General features: G+C 28.7%; 19 protein-coding genes and 1 other annotated feature. Of the genes, 16 read left to right on the top strand and 3 right to left on the bottom strand.

From position 1 onward, the window contains the following. Positions 1 to 789: 789 nt before the first annotated feature. Positions 790 to 1,036: a binding site (T-box leader), on the top strand. Between the two features lie 47 nt (positions 1,037 to 1,083). The 5 genes from trpS to ACZJV1_RS13230 all read left to right on the top strand — a co-directional run bounded on the left by trpS (position 1,084) and on the right by ACZJV1_RS13230 (position 8,944). Then, on the top strand, positions 1,084 to 2,100 hold the full coding sequence (trpS, locus tag ACZJV1_RS13250; RefSeq protein ID WP_463650427.1) for a tryptophan--tRNA ligase: 1,017 nt from the start codon (positions 1,084 to 1,086) through the stop codon (positions 2,098 to 2,100). 547 nt (positions 2,101 to 2,647) lie between these two features. Beyond that, positions 2,648 to 4,555: an acyl-CoA dehydrogenase family protein gene (locus ACZJV1_RS13245; RefSeq protein ID WP_463650426.1), complete on the top strand. Its 1,908-nt coding sequence runs from the start codon at positions 2,648 to 2,650 to the stop codon at positions 4,553 to 4,555. Positions 4,556 to 4,605: 50 nt separating this feature from the next. Continuing rightward, a complete protein-coding gene (locus ACZJV1_RS13240) occupies positions 4,606 to 5,805 on the top strand; it encodes an FprA family A-type flavoprotein (protein WP_463650425.1) in 1,200 nt (399 codons plus the stop codon). 233 nt (positions 5,806 to 6,038) lie between these two features. Further along, positions 6,039 to 8,060, top strand: a complete 2,022-nt coding sequence (locus ACZJV1_RS13235) for a methyl-accepting chemotaxis protein (protein ID WP_463650424.1) — start codon at positions 6,039 to 6,041, stop codon at positions 8,058 to 8,060. A gap of 314 nt (positions 8,061 to 8,374) precedes the next feature. Further along, on the top strand, positions 8,375 to 8,944 hold the full coding sequence (locus ACZJV1_RS13230) for a hypothetical protein (protein WP_411168364.1): 570 nt from the start codon (positions 8,375 to 8,377) through the stop codon (positions 8,942 to 8,944). A gap of 190 nt (positions 8,945 to 9,134) precedes the next feature. Here ACZJV1_RS13230 and ACZJV1_RS13225 read toward each other — a convergent pair whose 3' ends face one another. After that, the gene (locus ACZJV1_RS13225; RefSeq protein WP_411168363.1) at positions 9,135 to 9,656 is read right to left on the bottom strand and encodes an excisionase family DNA-binding protein; all 522 of its coding nucleotides are present in this window, start codon (positions 9,654 to 9,656) and stop codon (positions 9,135 to 9,137) included. A gap of 319 nt (positions 9,657 to 9,975) precedes the next feature. On the opposite strand from ACZJV1_RS13225, the gene modA reads away from it, so the two are divergent. The 6 genes from modA (at position 9,976) to glpK (ending at position 15,917) form a co-directional block, all read left to right on the top strand. Then, positions 9,976 to 10,776: a molybdate ABC transporter substrate-binding protein gene (gene modA / locus ACZJV1_RS13220; protein ID WP_463650423.1), complete on the top strand. Its 801-nt coding sequence runs from the start codon at positions 9,976 to 9,978 to the stop codon at positions 10,774 to 10,776. Between the two features lie 9 nt (positions 10,777 to 10,785). Next, positions 10,786 to 11,457 carry a molybdate ABC transporter permease subunit gene (gene modB / locus ACZJV1_RS13215; protein ID WP_411168361.1) on the top strand — a complete coding sequence of 224 codons (672 nt, stop codon included), beginning with the start codon at positions 10,786 to 10,788 and terminating at the stop codon, positions 11,455 to 11,457. Between the two features lie 11 nt (positions 11,458 to 11,468). After that, the gene (locus tag ACZJV1_RS13210) at positions 11,469 to 12,536 is read left to right on the top strand and encodes a sulfate/molybdate ABC transporter ATP-binding protein (RefSeq protein ID WP_463650422.1); all 1,068 of its coding nucleotides are present in this window, start codon (positions 11,469 to 11,471) and stop codon (positions 12,534 to 12,536) included. 432 nt (positions 12,537 to 12,968) lie between these two features. Beyond that, positions 12,969 to 13,529 carry a glycerol-3-phosphate responsive antiterminator gene (locus tag ACZJV1_RS13205; RefSeq protein ID WP_411168359.1) on the top strand — a complete coding sequence of 187 codons (561 nt, stop codon included), beginning with the start codon at positions 12,969 to 12,971 and terminating at the stop codon, positions 13,527 to 13,529. Between the two features lie 100 nt (positions 13,530 to 13,629). After that, complete coding sequence (locus ACZJV1_RS13200) at positions 13,630 to 14,385, top strand: MIP/aquaporin family protein (RefSeq protein WP_463650421.1); 756 nt, start codon at positions 13,630 to 13,632, stop codon at positions 14,383 to 14,385. A 32-nt stretch (positions 14,386 to 14,417) separates the two neighbouring features. Then, positions 14,418 to 15,917 (top strand): glycerol kinase GlpK, encoded by a 1,500-nt coding sequence (glpK, locus tag ACZJV1_RS13195; RefSeq protein WP_411168357.1) that lies wholly within the window; start codon positions 14,418 to 14,420, stop codon positions 15,915 to 15,917. A gap of 290 nt (positions 15,918 to 16,207) precedes the next feature. On the opposite strand, the gene ACZJV1_RS13190 is transcribed toward glpK, so the two are convergent. Then, complete coding sequence (locus tag ACZJV1_RS13190; RefSeq protein ID WP_411168356.1) at positions 16,208 to 16,957, bottom strand: MurR/RpiR family transcriptional regulator; 750 nt, start codon at positions 16,955 to 16,957, stop codon at positions 16,208 to 16,210. Between the two features lie 183 nt (positions 16,958 to 17,140). On the opposite strand from ACZJV1_RS13190, the gene ACZJV1_RS13185 reads away from it, so the two are divergent. The 4 genes from ACZJV1_RS13185 to ACZJV1_RS13170 all read left to right on the top strand — a co-directional run bounded on the left by ACZJV1_RS13185 (position 17,141) and on the right by ACZJV1_RS13170 (position 24,710). Then, on the top strand, positions 17,141 to 19,093 hold the full coding sequence (locus ACZJV1_RS13185) for a fructose-specific PTS transporter subunit EIIC (protein WP_463650420.1): 1,953 nt from the start codon (positions 17,141 to 17,143) through the stop codon (positions 19,091 to 19,093). Positions 19,094 to 19,168: 75 nt separating this feature from the next. After that, positions 19,169 to 21,778 carry a glycoside hydrolase family 38 N-terminal domain-containing protein gene (locus ACZJV1_RS13180; RefSeq protein ID WP_463650419.1) on the top strand — a complete coding sequence of 870 codons (2,610 nt, stop codon included), beginning with the start codon at positions 19,169 to 19,171 and terminating at the stop codon, positions 21,776 to 21,778. A gap of 15 nt (positions 21,779 to 21,793) precedes the next feature. Beyond that, a complete protein-coding gene (locus ACZJV1_RS13175; protein WP_463650418.1) occupies positions 21,794 to 23,482 on the top strand; it encodes a sugar phosphorylase in 1,689 nt (562 codons plus the stop codon). A 58-nt stretch (positions 23,483 to 23,540) separates the two neighbouring features. Next, positions 23,541 to 24,710: a glycerate kinase gene (locus ACZJV1_RS13170; protein ID WP_460288315.1), complete on the top strand. Its 1,170-nt coding sequence runs from the start codon at positions 23,541 to 23,543 to the stop codon at positions 24,708 to 24,710. Between the two features lie 104 nt (positions 24,711 to 24,814). Here ACZJV1_RS13170 and ACZJV1_RS13165 read toward each other — a convergent pair whose 3' ends face one another. Further along, positions 24,815 to 25,279 (bottom strand): GreA/GreB family elongation factor, encoded by a 465-nt coding sequence (locus tag ACZJV1_RS13165; protein ID WP_460288313.1) that lies wholly within the window; start codon positions 25,277 to 25,279, stop codon positions 24,815 to 24,817. 371 nt (positions 25,280 to 25,650) lie between these two features. Between ACZJV1_RS13165 and ACZJV1_RS13160 the strand changes: the two genes are divergently transcribed. Continuing rightward, positions 25,651 to 26,619 carry a helix-turn-helix transcriptional regulator gene (locus ACZJV1_RS13160; protein ID WP_460288312.1) on the top strand — a complete coding sequence of 323 codons (969 nt, stop codon included), beginning with the start codon at positions 25,651 to 25,653 and terminating at the stop codon, positions 26,617 to 26,619. Positions 26,620 to 26,685: the final 66 nt, after the last annotated feature.

Genomic DNA, 26,685 nt, shown 5'->3' with positions numbered 1-26,685 from the left:
TCCAGCAAGAATGAGCGAAGATATATTAAAGAGATACGTGTAAGAAAAAGAAAAGTTTGAAAAAGTGTATGGCAAAAATTCATATGATTATTGTTATGATATATTTGGAGTACTAAAAAATGTTAAACAATATAAAAAAGTAGTATGAATTAAAAAAACAGGAACGTAGTTATTATGAAAACTTTAAAAGTAACTACAATAATTATAATTTATATGGTGACTATCATAGTAATAAACATAATAACCGCAATGAAGAATATAAAAGTAAATATAAGAAACTATATGAAACTTTAGAAAGGCATATCACCCAAATATAGTAAAAGATGATGGGGAGATGATGAAAATAGTTAATAAGTTAAAAGAAGAATGGGGTATATAGTAGTTACCTAATTAATTTATGTAGTAACTACACCTAAATCATTGATATAACTAGCCTTTAAAGATGTTTTATGCTAAAACAAGCATAAACATAATAATTAAATAGAATTAGTACCCCACCATTTTAGTAGAAGGCTTTATATAAGAGACTGCGGGAAGTATATCAGTCTAAATTGAATATTATATTGTGGTCTTTTTATTTTTAATAAATATAAGAAATTTTATTAATCTAAACAATAAAATATGTTCTTTGAAAATTAAATAATACCATGAATTTATGCTATAATTTACTTATGATATATATTTCGAAGAGAATAGGAGATTGATAAATAGGAATTTGTCAAGGAAATTTAAGTATTATAAGATTGCAAATTAAGAGTATTTGATGTAAAATGTAATAAATTTAAATAATAACATCCAAAGATAAGGAGTAGTAGCTATATTAAGCTTCAATAAAGAGAGTTAGGGGTGGTGGAATCCTAACAAGAAGAGATTTAGTGAATGGACCTTTGAGGAACGATGAGAAATGATTATCAGAGTATCTAAGTGGTGGGCTGCATCTTATAGCAGATAGAGTATGGTAGTACTTGAAAAGGAGTGGTATAGTATATTTTACTATACAATTTAGGTGGCAACGCGGTTTATCTCCGTCCTATTTATTTAGGACGGAGTTTTTATTTTGCAAAGAATTAAGGAGTGAAGATTATGAGTAAAGAAATCATATTAACAGGTGATAGACCAACAGGGAAGTTGCATCTTGGACATTATGTAGGTTCATTAAAAAAGAGAGTAGATCTACAAAATAATGGGGATTACACAAGCTTCATAATGATAGCAGATCAACAAGCTTTAACTGATAATGCTAGGAATCCAGAGAAAATAAGAAAAAATTTAATAGAGGTAGCATTGGATTATTTAGCAGTAGGAATAGATCCTTTAAAATCTACAATATTTGTTCAATCACAAATACCAGAGTTAAACGAATTAACAATGCATTATCTAAATCTAGTTACAGTTTCAAGACTTGAAAGAAATCCAACAGTGAAAAATGAAATAAAAGAAAAGAACTTTGAATTGAGTATTCCAGCAGGTTTCTTAACATATCCAGTAAGTCAAGCAGCAGATATAACAGCCTTTAAGGCTACTATAGTTCCAGTAGGAGAAGACCAACTACCTATGATAGAACAAACTAGAGAAATAGTAAGAAGCTTTAATAGTATTTACGGTAAAGAAATATTAGTAGAACCTAAGGCTATAATTCCCATAAATGGTATGGGAAGATTGCCAGGTGTCGATGGAAATTCAAAAATGAGTAAATCTCTAAATAACGCAATCTATTTATCTGATGAACCAGATATTATAGCTAAGAAGGTTATGGCAATGTATACAGATCCAAATCATATAAGAGTAGAAGATCCAGGTAAAGTTGAAGATAATCCTGTATTTACGTATTTAAATGCTTTCTGCAAGGATAAAGAAATTTTAAAAAATATGAAGGAGCATTATAGTAGAGGTGGACTCGGTGATGTAAAAGTAAAGAAATTCTTAAATGAAGTTTTACAAGCAGAGCTAGAACCAATTAGGGCTAGACGTAGGGAATTAGAAAAAAATATAGATTACATTTATAGTGTTTTACTTCAAGGGAGTAAAATATCAAGAGAAGTAGCTTCAAATACTTTAGATGAGGTTAGAGATACTATTGGAATAAATTATTTTAAGTGATGTTGACTTTGTAAAGTGCTGGTTTGAGGATACAAAAGTGATGAGTACCGACTGCAGTAAAAAGTATGTTGTTTTTAATGAATAACATACTTTTTTTGTTATTAAAATTATTGTAAAAGCCTATGCAAAAATGTGTGTAAATTTTCTTTTTGTACCTCTCAAGTAAACTATTTTTATAATATTAGCTACACTTTTTCTGATGAGTGAATTATAAAAAGTTCTTCTTATTAAGATTAAAATGAATATATAGTTTTAGATATAAATAATATTATCTAGTAGGCACTAATATTAATTATAAAACTGGAATTGTTTACAGAAAAATTTGACAATGGATATTTAGAGTTTTATAATAATTATTATTAAGAAAGAGAAAAACTGGAATAATAGATATTAATTGGTATAGAGTATATAACACATAAGGACATAACAACATAAGTTTTAGCTTGATTATTAGAATAGTGTATTTTGATATTAGACTTACATATTTTATAAATTTTAAAAAATTTATAAAAATTAAATAAAACACTAAATAAGAGGAGGCAAGTTTATGTTTTTTAAGACTACAGAACAGCACGAAGCTTTTCGTGTGAAAATTAGAGAATTTGCAGAGACTGAAATAAAGCCTATAGCATTTATGTTGGACAAGGAAAGTAAATTTCCAGATGAGGCTATAGAAAAGTTAGGAGAAATGGGTGTATTAGGAACTCCTTATTCTAAGAAGTATGGTGGATTAGGTTTAGATGCACTTAGTTATGCCATTGCAGTTGAAGAGCTTTCTAGGGTTGATGGAGGTACAGGTGTAATTCTATCAGCCCATGTTTCATTAGGAACATATCCAATTTTTGCCTATGGAAATGAAGAGCAAAAGCAAAAATATTTAATTCCTTTAGCTAAAGGTGAAAAAATTGGTGCCTTTGGTTTAACTGAACCTAATGCTGGAAGTGATGCTGGTGGAACAGAAACTACTGCTGAACTAGAAGGCGATTATTATATTTTAAATGGTGGAAAGATTTTTATAACTAATGCAGATAAAGCTGATATTTATGTTGTATTTGCAGTAACAACTCCGGACATAGGAGTTAGAGGCATAAGTGCCTTTATAGTCGAAAAGGGATGGGAAGGATTTACCTTTGGTGATCATTATGATAAGTTGGGAATTCGATCTTCTTCAACTGCTGAATTAATATTTAACAATGTTAAAGTGCCTAAGGAAAACTTATTAGGTGAAGAAGGACAAGGCTTTAAAATAGCTATGAAAACATTAGATGGTGGCCGTATAGGTATTGCAGCTCAAGCTCTAGGTATAGCTCAAGGAGCTTATGAAAATGCTTTAGAATATTCAAAGGAAAGAATACAATTTGGTAAACAAATCTGTCAACAACAAGTAATTTCATTTAAATTAGCTGATATGGCAACAAAGCTAAGAGCAGCTAGATTTTTAGTATATAGTGCTGCTGAACTTAAGGAAAATCATGAACCTTATTCTATGGAAGCTGCTATGGCTAAGCAATATGCCTCTGATATATGTTTAGAGGTTGTAAATGATGCATTACAAATATTTGGAGGATCTGGTTACCTTAAAGGAATGGATGTAGAAAGAGCATATCGTGATGCTAAAATTTGTACTATTTATGAAGGAACAAATGAGATTCAAAGAATGGTAATTGCATCTCACATAATTGGTAAAATGCCTAAAAATGAAACTATAACTAAAAAATCTCCATTTGGTGGAGTGACTGGTGCTCGTAAGAAGATGATTATTAAAGATGGAACAGCTGAAGAAAAAGTTGCTAAGCTTGTAGAATCATTAAAAGCAGATGGTTATGACTTTACTGTTGGTATTGATATAAATACTCCAATATCCAAGGCAGGCCGTGTTGTTAGTGTAGGTAAGGGAATTGGAGAAGAAAAAAATATGGAACTTGCTAAAGCTTTAGCTATTCAGGCTGGTGCAGCAATTGGTTCATCACGTCCTGTGGCTGAAACTTTAAAATATTTACCTTTAAATCGTTATGTTGGGATGTCAGGTCAAAAATTTAATGGAAATCTTTATATAGCATGTGGTATATCAGGTGCTGGACAACATTTAAAGGGGATAAAGGATGCTACTACGATAGTTGCTATTAATAATAATCCTAATGCTCCAATATTTAAGAACGCAGATTATGGTATTGTTGGAGACTTACTAGAAATAATGCCATTACTAACAGCTGCTTTAGATAATGGAGAACCAAAAAAGGAAGCACCTCCTATGAAGAAAATGAAAAAGTATGTTCCTAAAAAGACTATTCCTACTTGGAAGAGATATGTTTGTAATGGATGTGGCTATGAATATGACCCAGCAGTAGGGGATATAGAAAATGACATATCACCAGAAACTTTATTTGAATCTCTTCCAGAAGAGTGGATCTGTCCAGATTGTGGTGAAGAAAAATCTAATTTTATAGAGGGCTAATTTTATAGCAAAAATTTTAAGGTTTTTATAGCAAAAAGGAGGAGTAATTTATGTTTTGTGTTAGAAAAGTAACGGAAGACCTTTATTGGGTAGGCGGTAATGATAGGCGTCTAGCTCTTTTTGAAAATATTCATCCAATTTCAAGGGGTGTTTCATATAACTCATATTTACTATTAGATGAAAAAACTGTACTATTCGATACTGTGGATTGGTCAATTTGTAGACAGTTTTTAGAAAATGTACAAGCAGTTCTTGATGGTAGGCCACTTGATTATTTAGTGATAAATCATATGGAACCTGATCATGGAGCTTCTATTGAGGAAATAATATTACGTTATCCTAATGTCAAGATTATAAGCACTGAGAAGGCTTTTCTATTAATGAGACAATTTGGATTTGACATCGATGGGAGAATAGAGGAGGTTACTGAAGGCGATACAAAATCTTTTGGAAAGCATGAAGTAACATTTGTAGCTGCACCAATGGTACATTGGCCAGAAGCTATGGTTACATTTGATACTACAAACGGTGTTCTTTTTTCAGCTGATGCTTTTGGATCCTTTGGAGCATTAGATGGTAAGCTATTTAATGACGAAGTTGACTTTGACCGTGATTGGATTGATGACGCTAGAAGATATTATACAAATATTGTTGGAAAGTACGGAGCTCATGTTCAATCATTATTAAAAAAAGCAAGTGGACTTGATATTAAAATGATTTGTCCACTACATGGTCCCGTTTGGCGTACAGATCTTGGATATTTTATTGATAAGTATGATAAATGGAGTAGATATGAACCAGAAGAAAAAGCAGTAATGATAGTATATGCTTCAATGTATGGTAATACAGAAACTGCAGCTACCTCTTTAGCTACTAAATTTGTAGAAAGAGGCATAAAAGATGTAACTATGTATGATGTTTCAAGTACTCATGTATCTCAGCTAATTTCTGAGACCTTTAGAGTTAGTCATGTGGTTTTAGCTTCTGTAACTTATAATCTTGGAATTTATCCACCTATGCATAATTATCTTATGGATATGAAGGCACTTAACCTTCAAAAAAGAACCTTTGCAATTATTGAAAATGGTTCCTGGGCATGTAAGTCTGGTAAGTTAATGAGTGAGTTCCTAGATGAAATGAGAGAAATGACAGTTCTAGAAGATAAAGTTTCACTTGTATCCTCTATGAATGAGGACAATGATATAGATATGGATTCACTTGTTGAAAGTGTTATAGAATCAATGCAATAGATATACTAAACATGATATAAAATAAATTATGATTTTACTTTTATAGTAATGAGGTACCTCCAATAAAATTCTTATTAATAGAAATTATTATTAACTTTAAATTTAAGGTGAGTATTATCCGAATTTTTAGATAATACTCATTTTTATTATATCAATAATATTAAGTTTTAAGATTATATATCGATAGAAGTAAGGTATGCTTTTAAATAAAGTAAATTAATGGGGGTAGGCAGATGAAAAAGAAAGTAGAAAAAGTAAGTTTTAAAAGTATTAAAATTCAATTATTAATAAGTTTTATCTCTTTAATAGTTGCTATTTGCATAGGAATCTCTTTAATTTCTTCTTTAATATCAAAAATATCATTAAAAAATACCGTTCAAAAAACTTTACCAGAAATTTCGGTTCAAGCTTCAAAGGCTATTGAAAATGGACTTATTGCAGAAATTCAGGCTTTAGAAATAATTTCTGAGAACAATAATTTAAAAGACCCCAAAATATCTATTAATGATAAAGTTTCTACTTTAAAATCAATAGCTAAAAATAGAAATTATACAGCAATGAATTTTATTACCTTAGATGGTACTGCTAGCAGAACAGATGGAACTAGTTTTAATGCAAGTGATAGAGATTACTTTAAAAATGCTGCTTCAGGTACATCATATGTATCTGATCCAATTGTTAGTAAGGCATCAGGAGAAATTGTAGTTATATATTCTGTCCCAGTTAAGTTCAATGAAGATGTAATAGGTGTTATCACAGCTGTTAAAGATGGAAATGAACTTAGTAGATTCGTTAGTGATGTTAAGATTGGTTCTACTGGTCAAGCTTTTATACTAAGTAAATATGGGACAACAATAGCACATAAAGATAAAGAATTAGTATTATCTCAAAATAACGATTTTGAAAATATAAAAGAAGACCCAACTCTTCAATCTATAGTAGATATAGAAAAAAAAATGGTAGCTGGTGAAACAGGGTATGGAGACTACACTTATAACGGTGAATCAAAATACGTTGGATATGCTCCAATAAAGCTTACAAATTGGTCCACTGCTATAACAATAGATACAGATGAAATTTTAAGTGAAATACGTACCTTAAATATAGGTATAGCAATAGTATCTATTATATTTATAATAATTGGTGGATTAATCGTAGTGCTTATATCAAAATCTATAAGTAAACCTATTGATGGAGTAATGATTCATTTAAAAGAAATATCAGAGGGAGATTTAAGTAAAGAAATTTCCGAGGAGCTTTTAAATAGACAAGATGAGATAGGTAAGATGTCATCAGCCTTAGATGTTATGAAAGGTTCAATTATTAATATATTAAATGATATAAAGGAAAGTTCTACTGGTATTGATACTCAAACAGATAAACTTTCAGTAACAGGGGATGAACTATTGTCTTCAAGTAAAAATATCTCAATAGCTATTAACGATGTCTCAAAAGGCACTATGAATCAAGCCACAGATTTAGTTGATATCACTGCAATACTTCAAGAGTTTAGCGCAAAGTTAGAGGATATGGTTAAGATAATAAAAGATGTAGATGTAAATACAATTAATATAAAATCTATGGCTAATAATAGTAATGATGATATGGAAAATGTAATTGAATCAGTTAGAAATGTTAATAAAGCATTTAATGATTTAATTCTGAAAACACAAGGCGTTGGTAAAAATGTAACAAAGGTAAATGAAATAACTAATTTAATAAATAGTATTTCTGAACAAACTAATCTTTTAGCTTTAAATGCAGCTATTGAAGCTGCAAGGGCGGGAGAGGCTGGCCGTGGTTTTTCAGTTGTTGCTGAAGAAATAAGAAAGCTTGCTGAACAAAGCAAAGAATCTTCTATAAATATAGCCACTATAATATCTCAAATATCAAAGGATACAGAATTAATGGTTGAAACCACAGACTCAGTTAAGTCAGAGCTTCAAACTCAAGAAAAAAATATATTTACTGCTATAAAATCATTTGAGAATATAACAGTAGCAGTAAATGAAATAACACCTAAAATTAATGTTGCAAATAATTCAGTTGAAGATTTAAATGAGAATAAGGATGTAATATTAGAAAAAATAGAAGGGGCTTCGGCTATATCTGAGGAAGTATCTGCATCTGCAGAGGAAATATCAGCATCCACTGAGGAAATGACTAGTTCAACTAAAGTTGTTGCTGAATCATTAAATGAGTTAAGTGACATGAGCAAAAAGATGATGGTTAATGTCAATAAGTTTAAAATATAAATTAATGATGCGATGGGTAACTATTAGTACCATCGCATCTACTAAGAAACATCAGTAATATGATGGTTTTTTACTCTTTAGGAAATTATATTTTTATGTTTATTGTGAATAACTATTGTAAAATATTTAGTTATTAAGGTTATATCCTAAAGAGGAAAAATAAGACTATATTTTTAATTTACTAAATAAGTTTTATATAATGAATTTGTATAATTATTTTAAATATACTAAAATGTATATATAGATAATATTAAATTATATAAAGAAAGTAGTGTAATGACTTTCTATTGAATTATTTAAGGAGATGTATTAGTATGAATAATTCAGAAAAAAATATAAAAAAAATTAGTAGACTATTTAATTCAATTGATAACTTTTTAATTGAGGGAAAAGAACAAAAGTTAAAAATGACTCTGAGTAAGAAAATAAAAGATTGTATATTTACAGATGAGATTTTAACAAAGCTTAATGAACATGATTTTACTGGAGTTGTTGATAAGGAAGAGGATGTAGTAGTACTTTTTTCAACTATATTCCCTATATTTATAAAAGAAAATGATACTATATTTAGGTTGTATAAGCATAAAATTGAAGTTGATTTATCTGATGAAATGAAAGATAGGTATATTTACATGTTTTCTGATGGAAGATTAACTTCAGGATTATTTAAGTGTTATAACATTAGTGATGATGAATATGTATATGGAATAAAAAGAATAATAGAGGTTATTCCAATTTTTAAGTCTGCTATATTAGAAACTCTATCTAATTATGAAAGTATTATAAATTCAAATAATAAAATAAAAGACTTAAAATCAAGAGAATCATTAGCTGAAAATAATTATGATGAATTAATATCTTATTTATCAGAAAAAAATAAATAAAATTAAAAGTGAAGAGTTAAAAAATGATTAAGTACTAACCATTTTGCAACTCTTCTTTTTTTATTTTAACTTATGTTAAAACAATAGCTAGTTAAAAAGATTTAGTGTTGAGCAAGTTTATATAGATATTTATAAAAGTATTAGTATTGATAATAAGATATTTAATTATTAATTGACAACAAGGAAAATACTATTTATAAACTTTTACAGACATAGTTTTGAAAATGGCGAAAAGCTCCATTCCTTTTTCTATACCCATTTCATTTAAGGATTTTTTTGTTATTAGCGCTACTAAAGGAATACCAACATTTAAAATTACTTTTGCACTATTTCCATCTATTATAATATCCGCTACAACGCCTTTATGAACATTTCGTGCACTACTTATAAAGGTACCTTTACTTAGTATGATATCTTCTGGATGAATACAAACTTTTACTTTTCCTTCTAGTTCAGTATTAACTTGAATTTTAACTGAGTTAATATATGCAAACATTTCTTCATTTTCATGAATTAAGGTTGCTTCATAGCTGTTTTCATAACCTTTAGATTTTAAAAGATAAATATCAAATTGTGAGTTAGATATACGAAGATGCTTTCCCATACGATGAGCATCTAAATCTCCACGTTTTATCATTTCGTACACAGTGCTTTTAGTTATCTTTAATTTTTGAGCAATTTCATCTGGTGTATATAAGATATCTTCATTCATTTCATTCACCTTTTCATTTTATTATTTAATATAAAAATAATTTAACATAATAATTTAAATATAACAATTAGGAGTTACCTTTTTTGTTAAATTTTAGAACTATATATTTGGTTTTAAATATCATCTTATAGATTTCAAATTTAGTTTAATTGGTAAATAAACCTAAAATTGAAAATAATTTGACATAAGGAAATGTTTACATTATAATTTAAATTATTCATTTTAGTTATGTTTAGTTCGGTTTTGTTGTGTTTTATCAAGATTAAAACAACTTTACATTTCTAAACTTATAATTATTTAATAAATGGGGGTATAGAGAATGAAAAAAAGAATAAGTTTAATTTTAAGTATGTGCTGTTTAGTATTTTTTGCTGTTGGGTGTAGCAAAAATAAAGCTACAGAAAATGTAAAGGATAGTCAAACTAAAGAAACAACTATAACTGTTGCAGCTGCAGCAAGTTTAAAAAATTGTATGGAAGATAAGTTAATACCAATGTTTAAAGAAAAAAATCCTAATATTAAGGTCCAAGGAACTTACGATAGTTCAGGAAAGTTACAAAGTCAAATTGAAGAAGGTGCAGAAATAGATGTTTTTATGTCAGCGGCAATGAAGCAAATGAATGAATTAAATAAAAAAGGTTTGGTTGATGAGAGTTCTATTGTTGAACTTCTTCAAAATAAAATCGTGCTTATTGTTCCAAAAGGTAGTAATAAAGATATAAAGACTTTTGAGGATATATTAAAGTCTGAAAAAATTGCTATTGGAGATCCAGAAAGTGTACCAGTTGGACAATATTCAAAACAATTATTTGAAAACCTTAAAATTTGGGATCAAGTTTCTTCAAAGGCAAGCCTTGGGACAAATGTTACAGAAGTTTTAAATTGGGTTGCTGAAGCTAGTGCTGATGCTGGAGTTGTATATTCAACAGATGCAGCTTCAAATAGTAAAGTAGAAGTTGTTACAGAAGCTAAAGAAGGAAGTGTTTCTAAAGTAATTTATCCAGTAGGTATAGTGAAGAGTACTAAAAATCAAGAATCAGCAAAGAAGTTCACAGAATTCTTGCAATCTGATGAAGCAATCAAAGTATTCGAATCTTATGGATTTTCAGCTAATAAATAGGAGAATATAATGGATATATCGCCAATAATAATTTCTTTAAAAACTGCAACCGCATCAATGGTCTTAACATTTTTGTTAGGACTTTTTGTAGCAATATTTATTGTAAAGATAAAGTCAGAAAAAATAAAAATGATTTTAGATGGTATATTAACATTACCATTAGTTTTACCACCAACAGTAATGGGATTTTTCCTTTTGATTATATTTGGTGTAAATAGGCCAATAGGTAAGTTCTTGTTAGATTTTTTAGGAGTAAAAATAGTTTTTTCTTGGGCAGCCACTGTAATAGCCTCTGTAGTAATATCTTTTCCGCTTATGTATCGTTCAGCAAGAGGTGCATTTGAACAAGTTGATCAAAACTTAATAATGGCTGCAAGAACATTAGGAATGTCAGAGAAAAAAATTTTTTGGCGTATAATGATGCCACTTGCATTACCTGGAGTTGCTTCAGGGGGTATATTAGCCTTTGCAAGAGGGCTTGGAGAATTTGGAGCTACAGCAATGATTGCAGGAAACATAGCAAATAAGACAAGAACACTACCTTTAGCAATTTATGCAGAAGTATCAGCAGGGAATATGGGGGTCGCTTTTGACTATGTTCTAATTGTCACCATAATATCATTTATAGTTGTTGTTTTAACAAATTATTTTACTCTAAGAGAAAGAAAATATTTGAAGTAAGGAAGAATTTAATGAGTTTATTTGTTGATATAAAGAAAAAGTTAAAAGGTTTTTCTCTTGATGTTTCTTTTGAAACAAATGGAGAGTATCTTGGAATTTTAGGTGCTTCTGGCAGTGGGAAAAGTATGACTCTTAAATGTATTGCTGGAATTGAAACTCCTGATGAAGGACGTATTGTACTTAATGGAAAAGTATTATTTGATTCTGAAAAAAAAATTAATCTTAAGCCTCAAGAAAGAAATATAGGATATTTGTTTCAAAATTATGCTTTGTTTCCGAACATGACTGTAGAAGAGAATATTGGAATAGCACTATCAGATTCAAAAAGGGAAAAAGAAAAAAAGGTAAATGAAATTATAAAATCATTTCATTTGCAAGGATTAGAAAAGAAATACCCAAGTCAACTTTCTGGAGGTCAGCAACAAAGAGTTGCTATGGCTAGGTGCATTATATATAAACCAGATATATTGATGCTTGATGAACCATTTTCTGCATTAGATTCATATTTAAAAGAGCAGCTTCAAACTGAGGTTTTAGAATTGTTAAAATTGTATAATGGAGAAGTTTTAATGGTTACTCATAGCAGGGAAGAAGTATATAAGTTTTGTAAAAATATTGCTATTATTGACAAAGGTAATTCAATTTTATTAGGAAACACTAAGGAGATTTTTAAAGAACCAAAATTGTTTGAAGCAGCAATACTTACAGGCTGCAAAAATATTTCAAAATGCCAAATTCTTTCTTCAAATAGGGTTTATGCTACTGATTGGAATACCATCTTAGAAACAGAAAAAATAGTACCTGAAAATATAAATTATGTTGGAGTTAGAGCTCATAACTTTAAAATCATTGATGATGTTAACACACGGGATGAAAAAAATGTTCTGGAATGCAAAATAATTAAGATAGTAGAAAACGTATTTGAATATAACATAATGTTTGAAAATAAAAATATTAATGAAAAAAGTGATAACAGTGTTATATTGTATAAAGTTAAGAAAGAGGAATGGGATAATAAAAAAAATAAAGAGAACTTATATTTAAAAATACCTGAAGATTCAATTTTGCTTTTGGAGTAATAATTTATGGTGATGATATAGTAACTTAATAAGTAAAGTTCTTAATTTATAATACAAAATTTAATAATGATTAGACAAAAGGGATATTTTTATAGCTGAAAATATCCCTTTTGTTTACAGTATAAATAGGTTAGCAAAATTTTTTTATTAATTTATTATTTTTTATAATTAATATTTTAAGAAAATATCTAAAAGTTGTTAAAATTTTATCCTAATTATTTATGAGTCAAGTCATAATTTATAAGACAAATAGAGCTTACTATCGGGAGGAATTTAATTTAAATTAATATATTATTTTTTTGATATAACCATTTTTGTTAAATAATAAACAAATATATAAAAATAGGGATATATTGACAATTGAATATATGACGTGATAGAATAATATCGTACTGTAAATGATTACAAAAAATAGAGGGATAGAGGAATAAAATGAGTAATTTTAAAAGAGTTTTAGAGGACAATCCTATAGTCGCAGCAGTAAAAGATGAAAAAGAATTAGAGTTAGCTTTAGAGAGTGATATACAAGTTATTTTCGTTTTATTCGGAAACATATTAAATATTAAAAATATAAGTGAAAAAATATTTAATAGTAATAAAATAGGTGTTATTCATATAGACTTAATAGAGGGGATTTCAAGTAAAGAAGTATCTTTGAGATTCTTAATTGAAAACACAAAATTCCAAGGGATAATAAGTACAAAGCCTCAAGTAATAAGATCAGCTAAGAGACTTGGACTTATAGCCGTTCAAAGAGTATTTATGATAGATAGTTTGTCTAAAGAAAATATAAAAAATCATTTAGTAGATGAGTGTGATGCTGTAGAGATTCTTCCAGGATTACTTTTCAAAATAATTAAGGAACTTTCTTTAAGTCTTAATAAGCCATTAATAGCAGGGGGATTAATTTCAGATAAGGAAGATGTAATGGAAGCCTTAAAGTGTGGTGCGACATGTATATCTACAACTAAAAAAGAAATATGGTCTATGTAGAAAAGAGAGAATAAGAGAAAAAGCTACATAAGATTGCTCATGCAATTTTATGTGGTTTTTTTTCTTAAAATAATAATTTTTAATAAAAGGGGAGAGCAAAATGCAAGCATATTTAGCAGAGTTCTTAGGTACACTTATTTTAATTCTACTAGGTAATGGGGTTGTTGCCAATGTAGTACTAAAGAAAACAAAGGGAAATTCTTCAGGATGGATTGTAATAACAGCAGGATGGGGGTTTGCTGTAGCAGTAGCAGCATATATTACAGGATGGATGAGTGGTGCTCATCTAAATCCAGCAGTAACTATTGGACTAGCTTCATCAGGATTATTTGCTTGGGGAAAAGTACCAATGTATATAATAAGCCAGATGTTAGGAGCCATGGTTGGGATGCTTATTGTTTATATTAACTATAAGCAACATTATGATGAAACTTCAAATGGAGAAGATATAAGAGCAACATTTTGCACAGCACCAGCTATAAAAAATAAATTTTATAATTTTGTAGGTGAATTTACTGGAACCTTTATATTATTATTGGGTATAAGAGGAATAACTTATAGTGAGGTATTTAAAACTACCTTCCAAGGTTCAGGAGGAGAAATAATAGGAACAGTAGGAATTATGGGATCATTTCTGGTAGGTATTTTAGTATGGGGTATAGGATTGTCTCTTGGAGGTACAACAGGATATGCAATAAATCCAGCTAGAGACTTAGGACCAAGAATAGTACATGCTATATTACCTATGAAAAATAAAGTTGATTCAGATTGGAGCTATTCTTTAATACCAGTTATAGCTCCTATACTTGGAGGAGTTGTTGGAAGTTTAGTATTTGATTTAATTATTAAATTATAAATTCGAAATTGAAAAATGAGGGAGAGATAACTATGGGAAAGTATATTATAGCACTAGATCAAGGAACAACAAGTTCAAGAGCAATTGTATTTGATAAGGAACAAAATATAGTAGGAATAAGCCAAAAAGAATTTACTCAAATATATCCTAAAGAAGGATGGGTTGAGCATGATCCAATGGAAATATGGGCTACTCAATATGGAGTACTTCAGGAAGTTATAGCTAAAACTAATATTACTCAAGATGAAGTAGCAGCTATTGGTATAACAAATCAGAGAGAAACTACTATTGTTTGGGAAAAAAGCACAGGAAGACCTGTTTATAATGCAATTGTATGGCAATGTAGAAGAACAGCAGATATATGTGATAATCTAAAAGCTAATGGATGGGAAGATTATATTAAGAAAAATACTGGATTAGTTGTAGACGCTTATTTTTCAGGAACTAAAATAAAATGGATACTAGATAATGTAGAAGGTGCAAGAGAAAAGGCAGACAGAGGAGAACTTTTATTTGGAACTGTAGATACATGGCTTGTATGGAAGTTAACTAATGGTAAAGTTCATGTTACTGATTATACTAATGCATCAAGAACTATGCTTTATAATATAAAAGAGTTAAAATGGGATGACAAAATTTTAGAGGAATTAAATATACCAAAGTCAATGTTACCAGAAGTTAGAAATTGTTCTGAAGTTTATGGTGATACAAATCTTGGTGGAAAAGGTGGAGTAAGAGTTCCTATAGCTGGTATGGCAGGAGACCAACAAGCTGCTTTATTTGGGCAAACTTGTTTTGAAAAGGGTGAAGCTAAGAATACCTATGGAACAGGATGCTTCTTGTTAATGAATACAGGCGAAGAAATGGTAGAAAGTAAAAATGGTCTTTTAACTACTATAGCTATAGGTCTTGATGGAAAGGTTCAATATGCTTTAGAGGGATCTGTATTTGTAGGAGGAGCTGTTATTCAATGGCTTAGAGATGAGCTAAAAATAGTAAATGATTCAGTAGATACTGAATATTTTGCATCTAAGGTTGATGACAATGGTGGAGTGTATATAGTACCAGCTTTTGTTGGACTTGGAGCACCTCATTGGGACATGTATGCTAGGGGAGCAATATTTGGAATAACAAGAGGAACTAATAGAAATCATCTTATGAGAGCTGCTCTTGAGTCCATAGCATATCAAACAAGAGATCTTATAGATGCTATGAAAGAGGATGTTGGATCAGATCTTAAGAGTATAAAAGTAGATGGAGGAGCAAGTAGAAATAAATTCTTAATGCAATTCCAAGCAGATTTATTAGGTAAAAAGGTTGTAAGGCCTATAATATCAGAAACAACAGCATTAGGAGCGGCTTATTTAGCAGGTCTTGCAGTAGGATTCTGGAAGGATAAAGAAGAAGTTAAGAAATTCTGGCATATGGCTGATGAATTTGATGCAAAGCTTGATAAAGAGCAAGTAGATAAGTATTATAAAGGATGGAAAAAAGCTGTTAAGAGATCCTTAAGATGGGAAGATGAAGAGTAGTACTAAATAATATTCCGATGATTAATATTTATAAATAGTAAAATTATATTTTTAAGAGGTATATGTCTTAGATATTATATTCTAAGACATATACCTTAAATATATATCGCTATAATATATATTTTTATATAATGGAATTTCTATTGCTGAGATAGTAAAATGTCTTATGTATTTATTATAAGATCAAAATAAGATTAATATATAAATTAGAATCTTTTATAATAATAGAAGAAAATTTAGATAAAGATCCATATGAGAAAGTAAAATAGCCTGTCATAGATTAAGACGGGCTATTTTTTTATTGTATTGTTAATATAATAAGCGAAAATAACGTCAAGAATAATTAAAAGAGTAGATCTTGCTGTTATATCATAACCATATAAATTGCTTTTTTCAGAATAAGTGTTTATAGAAGTATCTACAAGTTTAGATAAGGAAGAATCAGGAGTATTAACTATAGCAGCAGTTTTAAAATTTCTATAGCTTAACTTTTCAGCTATATTGGTTAATGTATGAGTTTCTCCACTATTAGATATAAATATAATTAAATCATCATGAGTTGAACTTTTATCTAGAAGATCAATTATGTGAGATTCGTATATATAAAAGCTACTTTTATTAGCTTGCATTAGTAGTTTAGAGAAGTATTCCCCCATGGGTTTAGAAAGTCCAACAGAAACTATAATTATTTTCTTAGCTTCTTTTATCATATTTACTAATCTATTTATGTTATTAATAGAGAGTTTATCTAGTGAAAGATTTATATTATTTTTGATAGCTTCTATATAGTTATCTATATGAGGATTGGTATCTATATTAATAGTTTTTAATATGTATTTAAGCTCTGAAAAGCCTGATAAGCCTAGTTTACTACACATTCTAATAATTGTAGTTGTACTTACATTGTTTTCATCTGCCATTTTAGTTAAAGATTCTTTTTTTGATTTTTCTAAGTTTGAGTCAATATAATAAAAAATATGTTTTTCAGCATAAGTTAAATTATTTAGCTTATCAGAGAAGTAATTAACAAGAGTACTCATAGATATAACCTCCAAATAAAAAAATTGTATATTTAAAATCATTATACACATTTAGATATAAAAAAGTAAAATTATACTTTCATTGTATAACAAAAATTTATATAAGTATGTAATAATAGGCTTGTAAAAGATTGCAAAAGATATAAAGCGATGTACATTAAAATTAAAAAGGAGAGAATGAAGATGGATTTAAAAAAGATGACCAATAATAATCTTATTCTTTTAAATCAAAAGTGTTCAAATAAAAAAGAAGTAATAAAAAAATTAGTAGAAAGACTTTATGATGATAATATAATTTCATCAAAAGAAGAATTTTTACAAGCAGTTATGGAAAGAGAAGCACATTCTCCAACAGGGCTTGAAAGAGGAGTTGCTATTCCACATGGTAAGTCAACCACAGTAAAAAAAGCAGCTTTTGCAGTGGCAAGATTAGAAAAGCCTATAATGGATTGGGAAAGTGTTACTGATGACAATAATGTTGATTTAGTATTTTTATTAGCTATTCCAAAAGCTGAAGAAGGATCAACTCACTTAAAATTATTAGCTGAATTATCATCGGCTTTAATGTATGAAGATTTCACAACTAATTTGAAAAAGGCTAAAAATAGTAAAGAATTTATTGAAGCCTTAAATTATAAGAAGGAAAATAGTGAAGTTAAAGAATATAATAAGACGGTTTTAGCTGTTACAGCTTGTGCTACAGGAATTGCTCACACATATATGTCTGCTGAAGCATTAGAAAAGGCAGGAAGAGAAATGGGAGTTAGAATACTTGTTGAAAAGCAAGGGGCTAATGGAATAGAAGATAAGCATAGCAAAGAAGATATAAAAAATGCTGATGGAGTAATATTTGCATGTGATATAGCTGTTAAAAATATTGAAAGATATAATGGCAAAAATTTTGTTAAAGTAAAAGTTGCTGAACCATTAAAGGATGCTAAGGCTTTAATAAATAGAGTTTTAGAAAACCCAGAAGGAAAGGTAAATGGAGGAGAAGTAGCAGACACATCAAAGGATAATGAAAAGAAAAAGGGAATTTTATCTGAAATGATGGAAGCTGTAATGACTGGTATTTCTTATATGATTCCAGTTATAGTTGCAGCAGGTCTTATGATGGGAATAGCAAAGCTTTGGGCTATGGGACTAGGTCAAATAGATAACTTAGGGCAGCTTGGAGAAAGCTCAAATCAATTGTATGTATTCTTACATTATTTAGATAAGTTTGGTGGATTAATATTTAAGTTTATATATCCAGTATTTGCAGCTTATGTTTCTTATTCAATAGCCGATAGACCAGGTCTTGTACCAGGATTCATAGGAGGTGCTTTTGCCGGTGGATTACATTATACATTCTGGGGAGTTAAGGGTGGAATACCTTCAGGATTCTTAGGTGCTTTAGTATTAGGTCTAGTTGCAGGTTATTTAAGTAAATTCTTAAATGAGAAGATTAAATTACCAAAAAATCTTCAAGCAATGAAACCAATGTTTTTATTACCTGGTATATCAGTATTAACTATATTTATATTGAATTTTTATCTTATAGATCCAATTTTTGGAGGAATAAATGGTTGGTTATCGAATTTAATAGCTTCTTTTGATACAGGAAGTACGTTACTATTAACATCTGTAATAGCAGCTTGTACAGCGTTTGACCTTGGAGGTCCAGTAAATAAGGCAGCTGGAGCTATAGCTATGGGACTAGCGGCAGATGGCATATTTCCTCTAACAGGAAGAGTATTATCTATAATAATACCTCCAATAGGGTTGGGGCTTGCAACAGTTTTAGATAAATTTGTCGTTAAGAGAAGAGTATTTGATGAAAGTTTAAGAGTTGTTGGTAGTACATCAATTATGTTAGGACTTATAGCAGTAAGTGAGGGAGCTATACCATTTATGTTAAAGAACCCATTAATAACTATTCCAATTAATATGCTTGGTGCAATATTTGGATCATGTACTGCTGTTGCTTTAGGTGCAGTTCAGTGGAATCCATTACCAGCAATATGGGGATGGCCTTTAGTGGAGAACTTATGGGCTTATATAGTAGGGCTACTAGTAGGAACATTATTTATAGCTTTGGCAAATATATTTATAAGATATTACTTAATTAAAAAAGAAGAGAAGAACATAATGTAATAATGAATAAGGAACTAAAAACTATATTTATAGTTTTTAGTTCTTTCATTAGGAAGTAAAATTAGGAGGATAAGAATGAGTAGAAGAAAAAAGGTATATGTAGTACCACATTCACATTGGGATAGGGAGTGGTACTTTACAATAGAGGATTCAAACCTACTACTAAGTCAAAATATGTCATATCTTATGGATGTATTAGAAAAAAATTCAGAATTTAATTCATATACATTTGATGCTCAGCTTTCAATTGTTGATGAATATTTAAAAATTTATCCAGAAGATAGGGAAAAGTTAGAAAAATTAATAAAAGAAAGAAGAATCTTTGTAGGGCCTTGGTATACTCAAACTGATAGTTTATTAGTAAATAAGGAGTCTATAATAAGAAATTTACTATATGGAACAAGATTAGGAAATAAGTTAGGTCATTCTATGAAGGTAGGATATTTACCTGATATTTTTGGGCAAAATCAATATTTACCTTCAATTTTTAGAGAGTTTGATATAGAAAATAGTGTACTTCAAAGAGGGGTGTACACTGATGAGTTAAAGGGAAATTTGAACTTTAAATGGACTTCACCTGATGGAGAGACTGTAAAGGCAAACAATATTTTCTTAGGATATGGACCAGGAAAATTTTTATCATCAGATAAAGAGTATATAGAAGAAAAGCTTATGCCTATGCTTAAAAAACTAGAGGATTTAAATAAGGATTCAGATAATCTTTTATTACCAGCTGGTGGAGATCAAGTTCTTATTAGAGAGCACTTTCCAAAGGTTGTGAAAGAACTTAATGAAAAACAAGATAAGTATGAATTTATATTATCTAACTATGAAAATTTTATGGCGGATACTTGGAATGCTGATTTTGAAAATGAAATAAGAGGAGAGTTAATAGCTTGTCAAAAATCAAGAATCCATAATACTATAAAATCTCAAAGATATGATATTAAAAAAGCTAATTATGACGTGGAAAACAAGATACTTTATATTTTAGAGCCACTTGCTGTTATAGGAAAATCTTTAGGTTTAAAATATCCAACATCCTGGATAGATATAATGTGGAAATTATTATTTGATGTGCATGCTCATGATAGTATAGGTGGATGCAATTCTGATGATACAAATAGAGAAATTCTAAATAGATTAGAAAAGGTAAATAGAATTTGTTCAGGATTAATAAACATAATAAAGAAACAAATTACTATAGCAATTAGTAATAAGATTGGAAAGGAAAATATACTTGTACTTTTCAATACTAAGGTGCAAAACTCAATAGAAAATATCAAAACAGTAATATTCACTAAAGAAGAAAACTTTATACTAGAAAATTTAGATGGAAGCAATGTAAGCTTTGATTTAATAAAGCAAGATTATTTAAGCGGGGGAAAACAAGTTGTAGTAACAGCTGAGGGCGAAAAGGAGATAGAACTTCCAGGGTACTATAGAAGTGAAGTAGTTATAAATAATCAGGAGCTTTTAGCTATAGGATATAAGACTATAGTAGTTAATGATGGAACAATAAATAAAGAAAATATTCTAGAATCTATTAAAGAAAATAAAATAGAAAATGAGAGCTTTAAAATAGTGGTTCAGGATAATAATATTATATTAGTTAATAAGAAAACTAAAGAAGAAATTAAAAATATGTTCTACTTTGAGGATACTGAAGATTGTGGTGATTCTTATGATTATTCACCAGCAGAAAGTAATGAAAAAACACTTCTATTAGAAGCTATATTTTTAGGTGTTAAAAAATCTAGAAACATAAATAAGATGTTTATTCAGCATAAAGGATTTAACTTAAAAGCTGAAGAGGTAATTGTAAATACAGAAATAGAGCTTAGAAGTAATGAATCATTTATAAGAATAAAACACAGTATAGATAATAATGTTAAGGATCATAGGGTAAGAGTTATATTAAATAGTAACGTAAACAGTACAACATCTTTAAGTGATGAAGGATTTTCCTTTGTTGAGAGAAATAATATAAACACATGTTTTAATACATGGAGAGAAAAAGGCTTTGCAGAAGCTCCAGTACCTATATATTCCTTAGAAAATATAGTTGCATTAAAGAATGAAAATAATATTTATGGAATTATTGCTAAGGGAATTAAAGAATTTGAGATTTTAGATGATTCAAAGATAGCACTAACACTATTTAGAAGTGTTGGAGTACTTGGAAAAGATAATCTTCTATGGAGACCAGGAAGAGCTTCAGGAATAAATAATAAGGTTGTTTACACTGAAGATGCACAACTAATTAAGGAAATGAATTTCGAGTATGCAATAGCAATGATAGATTCAACAGAAGAAGAATTATTTAAGCTAGCAGATAAGTATATTGAAAGATACACAACTTATCAAAAGCAAAGCTTAAACCTTTTTGAAGAGAGATTGGAAAGATTTGAAATTCCATTAAATTATGAAGTTAATAAAGAGGAATATTCTTTAATTAAAATAGATAATTGTAATGTAATACAAAGTGTATTTAAAGAATCTTATGAAAAAGATGGATATATATTAAGACTATTTAATCCTAGTGATAAAGAGGAGAGTGTTAGTTTAATGGGAGATTTTAAAAAGTTAACATTAACTAATCTTTATGAAAGAGAGATTGAGGAGATCACAAAAGAAGTTAAAATTAAGCCTAGAGGATACGTAACTATAAAGGTAGGATTATAAATTTAGGAGGTCTTTATGAATAAACTAGAACTAATTAAATCTATAGTTGAAAAAATAAGATTTGTATATAATTCAGATTATAAAGAAGAATTTGAAGTGGAAATTGAAAAGCTAATAAATAAGTGGGATGAAGAAAGCTTTATAATACCAGAGGCTATTTCAGAAAAAAATGTATATTTAATAACTTATGGAGATAGTATTTATGAAGATGGAATACCAACAATAAGAACTTTAAATAAGTTTTTAAAGGAAAATGTAGAAGATACTATAACTGATGTACACATACTTCCAATGTTTACTTATACTTCTGACGATGGATTTTCTGTAGTTAATTATATGGAGATAGATAAAGATTTAGGAGATTGGAAAGATATAAAAAATTTATCTAAAGATTATAGATTAATGTATGACTTTGTAGCTAATCATATTTCTAAATCTAGTAGCTGGTTTAAGGGATACTTAAATAATGAAGAAAAATATAAGAATTATTTCATAAAAGATGATAATAACTTTGATAGTAAGAATGTAGTAAGGCCTAGAACATCACCGCTATTTCACGAATATAAAGGTGAAAATGGATTAAAGACAGCTTGGACAACATTTAGTGAAGATCAAATTGATGTTAATTTTGGACATTTCCCAGTTTTTTTAGAAATGACAGATATATTATTAAACTATGCCCAAAATGGTGCCACATCAATAAGATTAGATGCTATAGGCTTTTTATGGAAGGAATCAGGTACAAGTTGCATGCACCTTCCACAAACTCATGCCATTATTGAGATTTGGAGAATGCTTTTAGATTATTTTAAGCCAAATACTCAAATAATAACAGAAACTAATGTACCTCATAAAGAGAATATAAGTTATTTTGGTGATACAACTAACGAAGCTAATATGGTGTATCAATTTGCTCTACCACCATTAGTTTTACATACTCTTACAACTCATAACTCTAAAAAGTTAAATGAGTGGGCTAAAACTATAGATAAGGTATCTAACACGGCCACATACTTTAATTTTCTATCAAGTCATGATGGCATAGGAATGAGACCAACAGAAGGTATATTATCTGACGAAGAAAAGCAACTTTTAGTAGACAAGGTTATTAAAAATGGTGGTAAGGTTTCTTATAAGAATAATACTGATGGAAGTAAGTCTGTATATGAGCTTAATATAAATTATAATGATGCTATTATAAATTTAGAAGAGGATATTGAATTAGAAAGTCAAATTAATAAGATAGTTGCTTCAAATTCTATATTATTATCTTGTGTAGGAGTACCAGCAATATACTATCACTCACTATTAGGTTCAAAAAATGACTATAAAGGCTTAGAAGAGTCAGGAATAAATAGAAGGATTAATAGAGAAAGACTTGAGTTCTCAAGAATATCTACTGAATTAAAGTTAGATGAAAGAAGAAAAAAGATATTTAATAGAATAAAGGAATTAATTAAAATAAGAAAAGAACATTCTGCATTTTCACCATTTGCGTCTCAAAAGGTTTTAAATCTAGGAGAAAATATATTTGCTTTAGAAAGATTTAATGAATACACAAAGGAGAAAATAACTTTTATAGTAAATATAGATTCTAAAATATCAAAAGTAAATTCAATTATTTCTGGTAAAGATATAATTACAGGTAGAGAAATAAGTAGTAACATAGAATTAAAACCGTATGAATTCTTATGGATAAAGTAAATTAAAATAAGATATTGATATATTTTGAAATCTACTAACTACATAGGAGTGAACTTATATGGGAATTAAAAAAATTATATTAGCACCAGATTCATTTAAGGAAAGCATGACAGCAAAGGAAGCTTGTTTTGCTATGGAAAAGGGAATAAAAGAAGTATTTAAAGATGTTGAATGTGTTCATGTACCTATGGCGGATGGTGGAGAAGGAACGATGGAATCTTTAGTTGATGCTACAGAAGGTAAATTATATACTGTAGAAGTTACAGCACCATTAGGAAATAAAATAGAAGCAAAATTTGGTGTTTTGGGAGATGGTGTAACAGCAGTAATAGAAATGGCAGAAGCAAGTGGACTTAATTTAGTTAAAAGAGATGAAAGAGATCCATTAGTTACAACTACTTATGGTACAGGAGAACTAATAAAATCAGCGTTAGATATTGGAGCAAAGAGGCTGGTTATAGGATTAGGTGGAAGCGCTACAAATGATGCTGGAGCAGGGATGCTTCAAGCTTTGGGAGTAAGTTTAAAAGATAAGAATAGAAATGAGCTTAAATTTGGCGGAGGAGCTTTAAAAGATTTAGAAACCATAGATTTAAGTAATTTTGATAAGAGAATTTTAGAAACAGAGATAGAGGTAGCTTGTGATGTAAAAAATCCTCTAACAGGGAAAGATGGAGCGAGTTATGTATTTGGACCTCAAAAAGGAGCCAGTAAAGAGACTATAGAAATTTTAGATAAAAATTTAAAGCATTATGGAAATATAGTTAGAAAAGAATTAGGTAAAGAAATAGATAATATAGAGGGAGCTGGGGCAGCAGGAGGCCTTGGAGCAACCCTTGTAGGTTTTTGTAATGGGAAACTTAGAAGTGGAATAGATCTTGTGATTAAGTATTCAAAGTTAGAGGAAAAGATAAAGGATGCAGATTTTGTTTTTACAGGAGAAGGAAGTATAGATTTTCAAACTAAGTTTGGAAAAACGCTAGTTGGAGTTGCAAATATAGCTAAGAAATATGATATTCCTGTAATTGCCTTTGCTGGTAAAGTTGGTTCGGATATCGAAGAATTATACGATTTAGGAATAGATTCAGTTATAGGAATAATGTCTGGAGTAGCTACTATAGAAGAAGCATTAAAGAATGGGAAAAATAATTTAGAAATTTCAACTAATAATATAGCAAGAATAATTAAGCTATCAGAAAAAATATGCATTCAGAGGAAGAGTTTATAGGAATTAGGGATATTTTCTTTGTAGAATTTAGTAAAGCCATTAGAGTGTGCATAAATAAAATCCACGATAAATTATCGTGGATTTTTTAAGTAAAATATTTTTTATTACAATATCTCTAATACTTCTATTGTATATTTATCTTCGGGAGCATTAACTTCAACTATATCATGAGCTTTTTTGCCTATTAATGCTTTTCCTAAATCTGATTCAATGCTTATAAACATATTTTCAGGATCGGAATCCATAACAGTTACTAATGTTAATACATCTTCGAAGTCATCTTCTACAAATCTGATTTTAGCTTTACTATTAATACCTAATGCCGATTTATCTATATCTTTATCATCTACAACAGTTGCCGTTGAAATCATAGTTAGCAAATATTGAATTCTATTATCATTTTCTCTGTAATTTGCACAAGCTTCTTTATATTCTGCATTTTCAGATCTATCACCATGTGCAGCGGCTATTGCCTTTTCTTTTGCAATTTCTGCTCTTTTTACAGTCATTCTATATTCTAATTCTTCTCTTAACTTTTTTATATTTTCTTCTGTTAATGTATTATTCATAAAAACCAAATCCTTCCCAAATATATCATGTTAATATTATATAATATATAGAAAAAAATAAAAGATATTTTATCTAATTATAAAAATTAAAAATAGAAGATAGGCTAAATATAAAAGATAGTAATCAATATAATTAACACTGACAGGTTTGTGTCAGTATTAATATGATATTATTACTTTAAAATTAATTAAAAGATATAATTCTTATATGAGATAGAAATAAAAAACATAAGGAGGTTTTTCTATATATGTAATTTAATATATATAAAAAGATAAGAATAAGAAAATTTTTATGAAGAAAAGAAGTGGAGAAATATGAGGAAAATTAATATGAGAGATATAAAATATATTTTTATATATGGTAATATGTTATGCAGAAAATAGAAAGGCTAATGGCTATTATTTTAGCATTAAAAAAGAATAAGAAAATGACTGCTAAAGAGTTAGCGGATACTTTCGAGGTAGATATTAGAACGATTTACAGAGATATTCAAGCTTTAAGTGAAATGAATATACCAATAATATCTTATACTGGAAGTGAAGGGGGATATGAAATATTAGAAAATTATTTTATACCTCCAATTATGTTTAACGAAGATGAAGTTTTTTCTTTACTTTTATCTAAAAAAATTATTGATACAGTTAATATTCCAGGCTATTCAGCTTTTATAAACTCTGCATTTTTAAAAATAGAAAATATAGTTCCTAAATGTTTAAAAAAAGATTTTGAGGATATTCAAAATAAAATAATTTTTGATTTAAAATATAATGATATAAATATAGAAAATGCTTATGTTTTTGATATTGTAAAAAAAGCTCTTAAAAATAATTTGAAAATGAAAGCAATTTATAATGAAGATGCTAAATCTAATTTAGTGGAGCATATAATAAGAGCTTATGGCATAGTTTTTGAGGATGGAATATGGTATATTGTTGCATTTTCAGAATTAAGTAATTCAAAAATACGCTTAAATATTGAAAGAATAAAGAGTATTTCATTATTAGATGAAGTGTTTGAGGATACTAAAGATTCTAATATGGAAAATTACTATAGTACAAGTTGTTTTAAAAGCGCATATAGAAACAAGGAAAGTGTACTTATAAAATTAAAAATAAAGAAAGAACTATATCCTGATATAAAAGACTATGTATTTTTTAAATATGGTGAAATTATTGAAGAAAAAGATAGTTATATTATAGATATAAAAACCATGAAACCAGATTTTTATATATCTCTTGCATTTAGGTTTTTTAGAAGCATGGAAGTTGTAGAACCTTTATGGATTCGTGAAAAGATTAAAGAAGAATTAAATAATTTAAATAAAATTTATGAAAGTTGATCTTAAGCATTAAAGTACAAACAATATATTAAATAATAGAGTTAGATAAATTTAGGGGGAGTTTAT

It is taken from the genome of Clostridium sp. LS3 (assembly GCF_055330225.1).
Note: the sequence above shows the minus strand (reverse complement) of the source record. Positions and strands in the feature narration are given on the sequence as shown.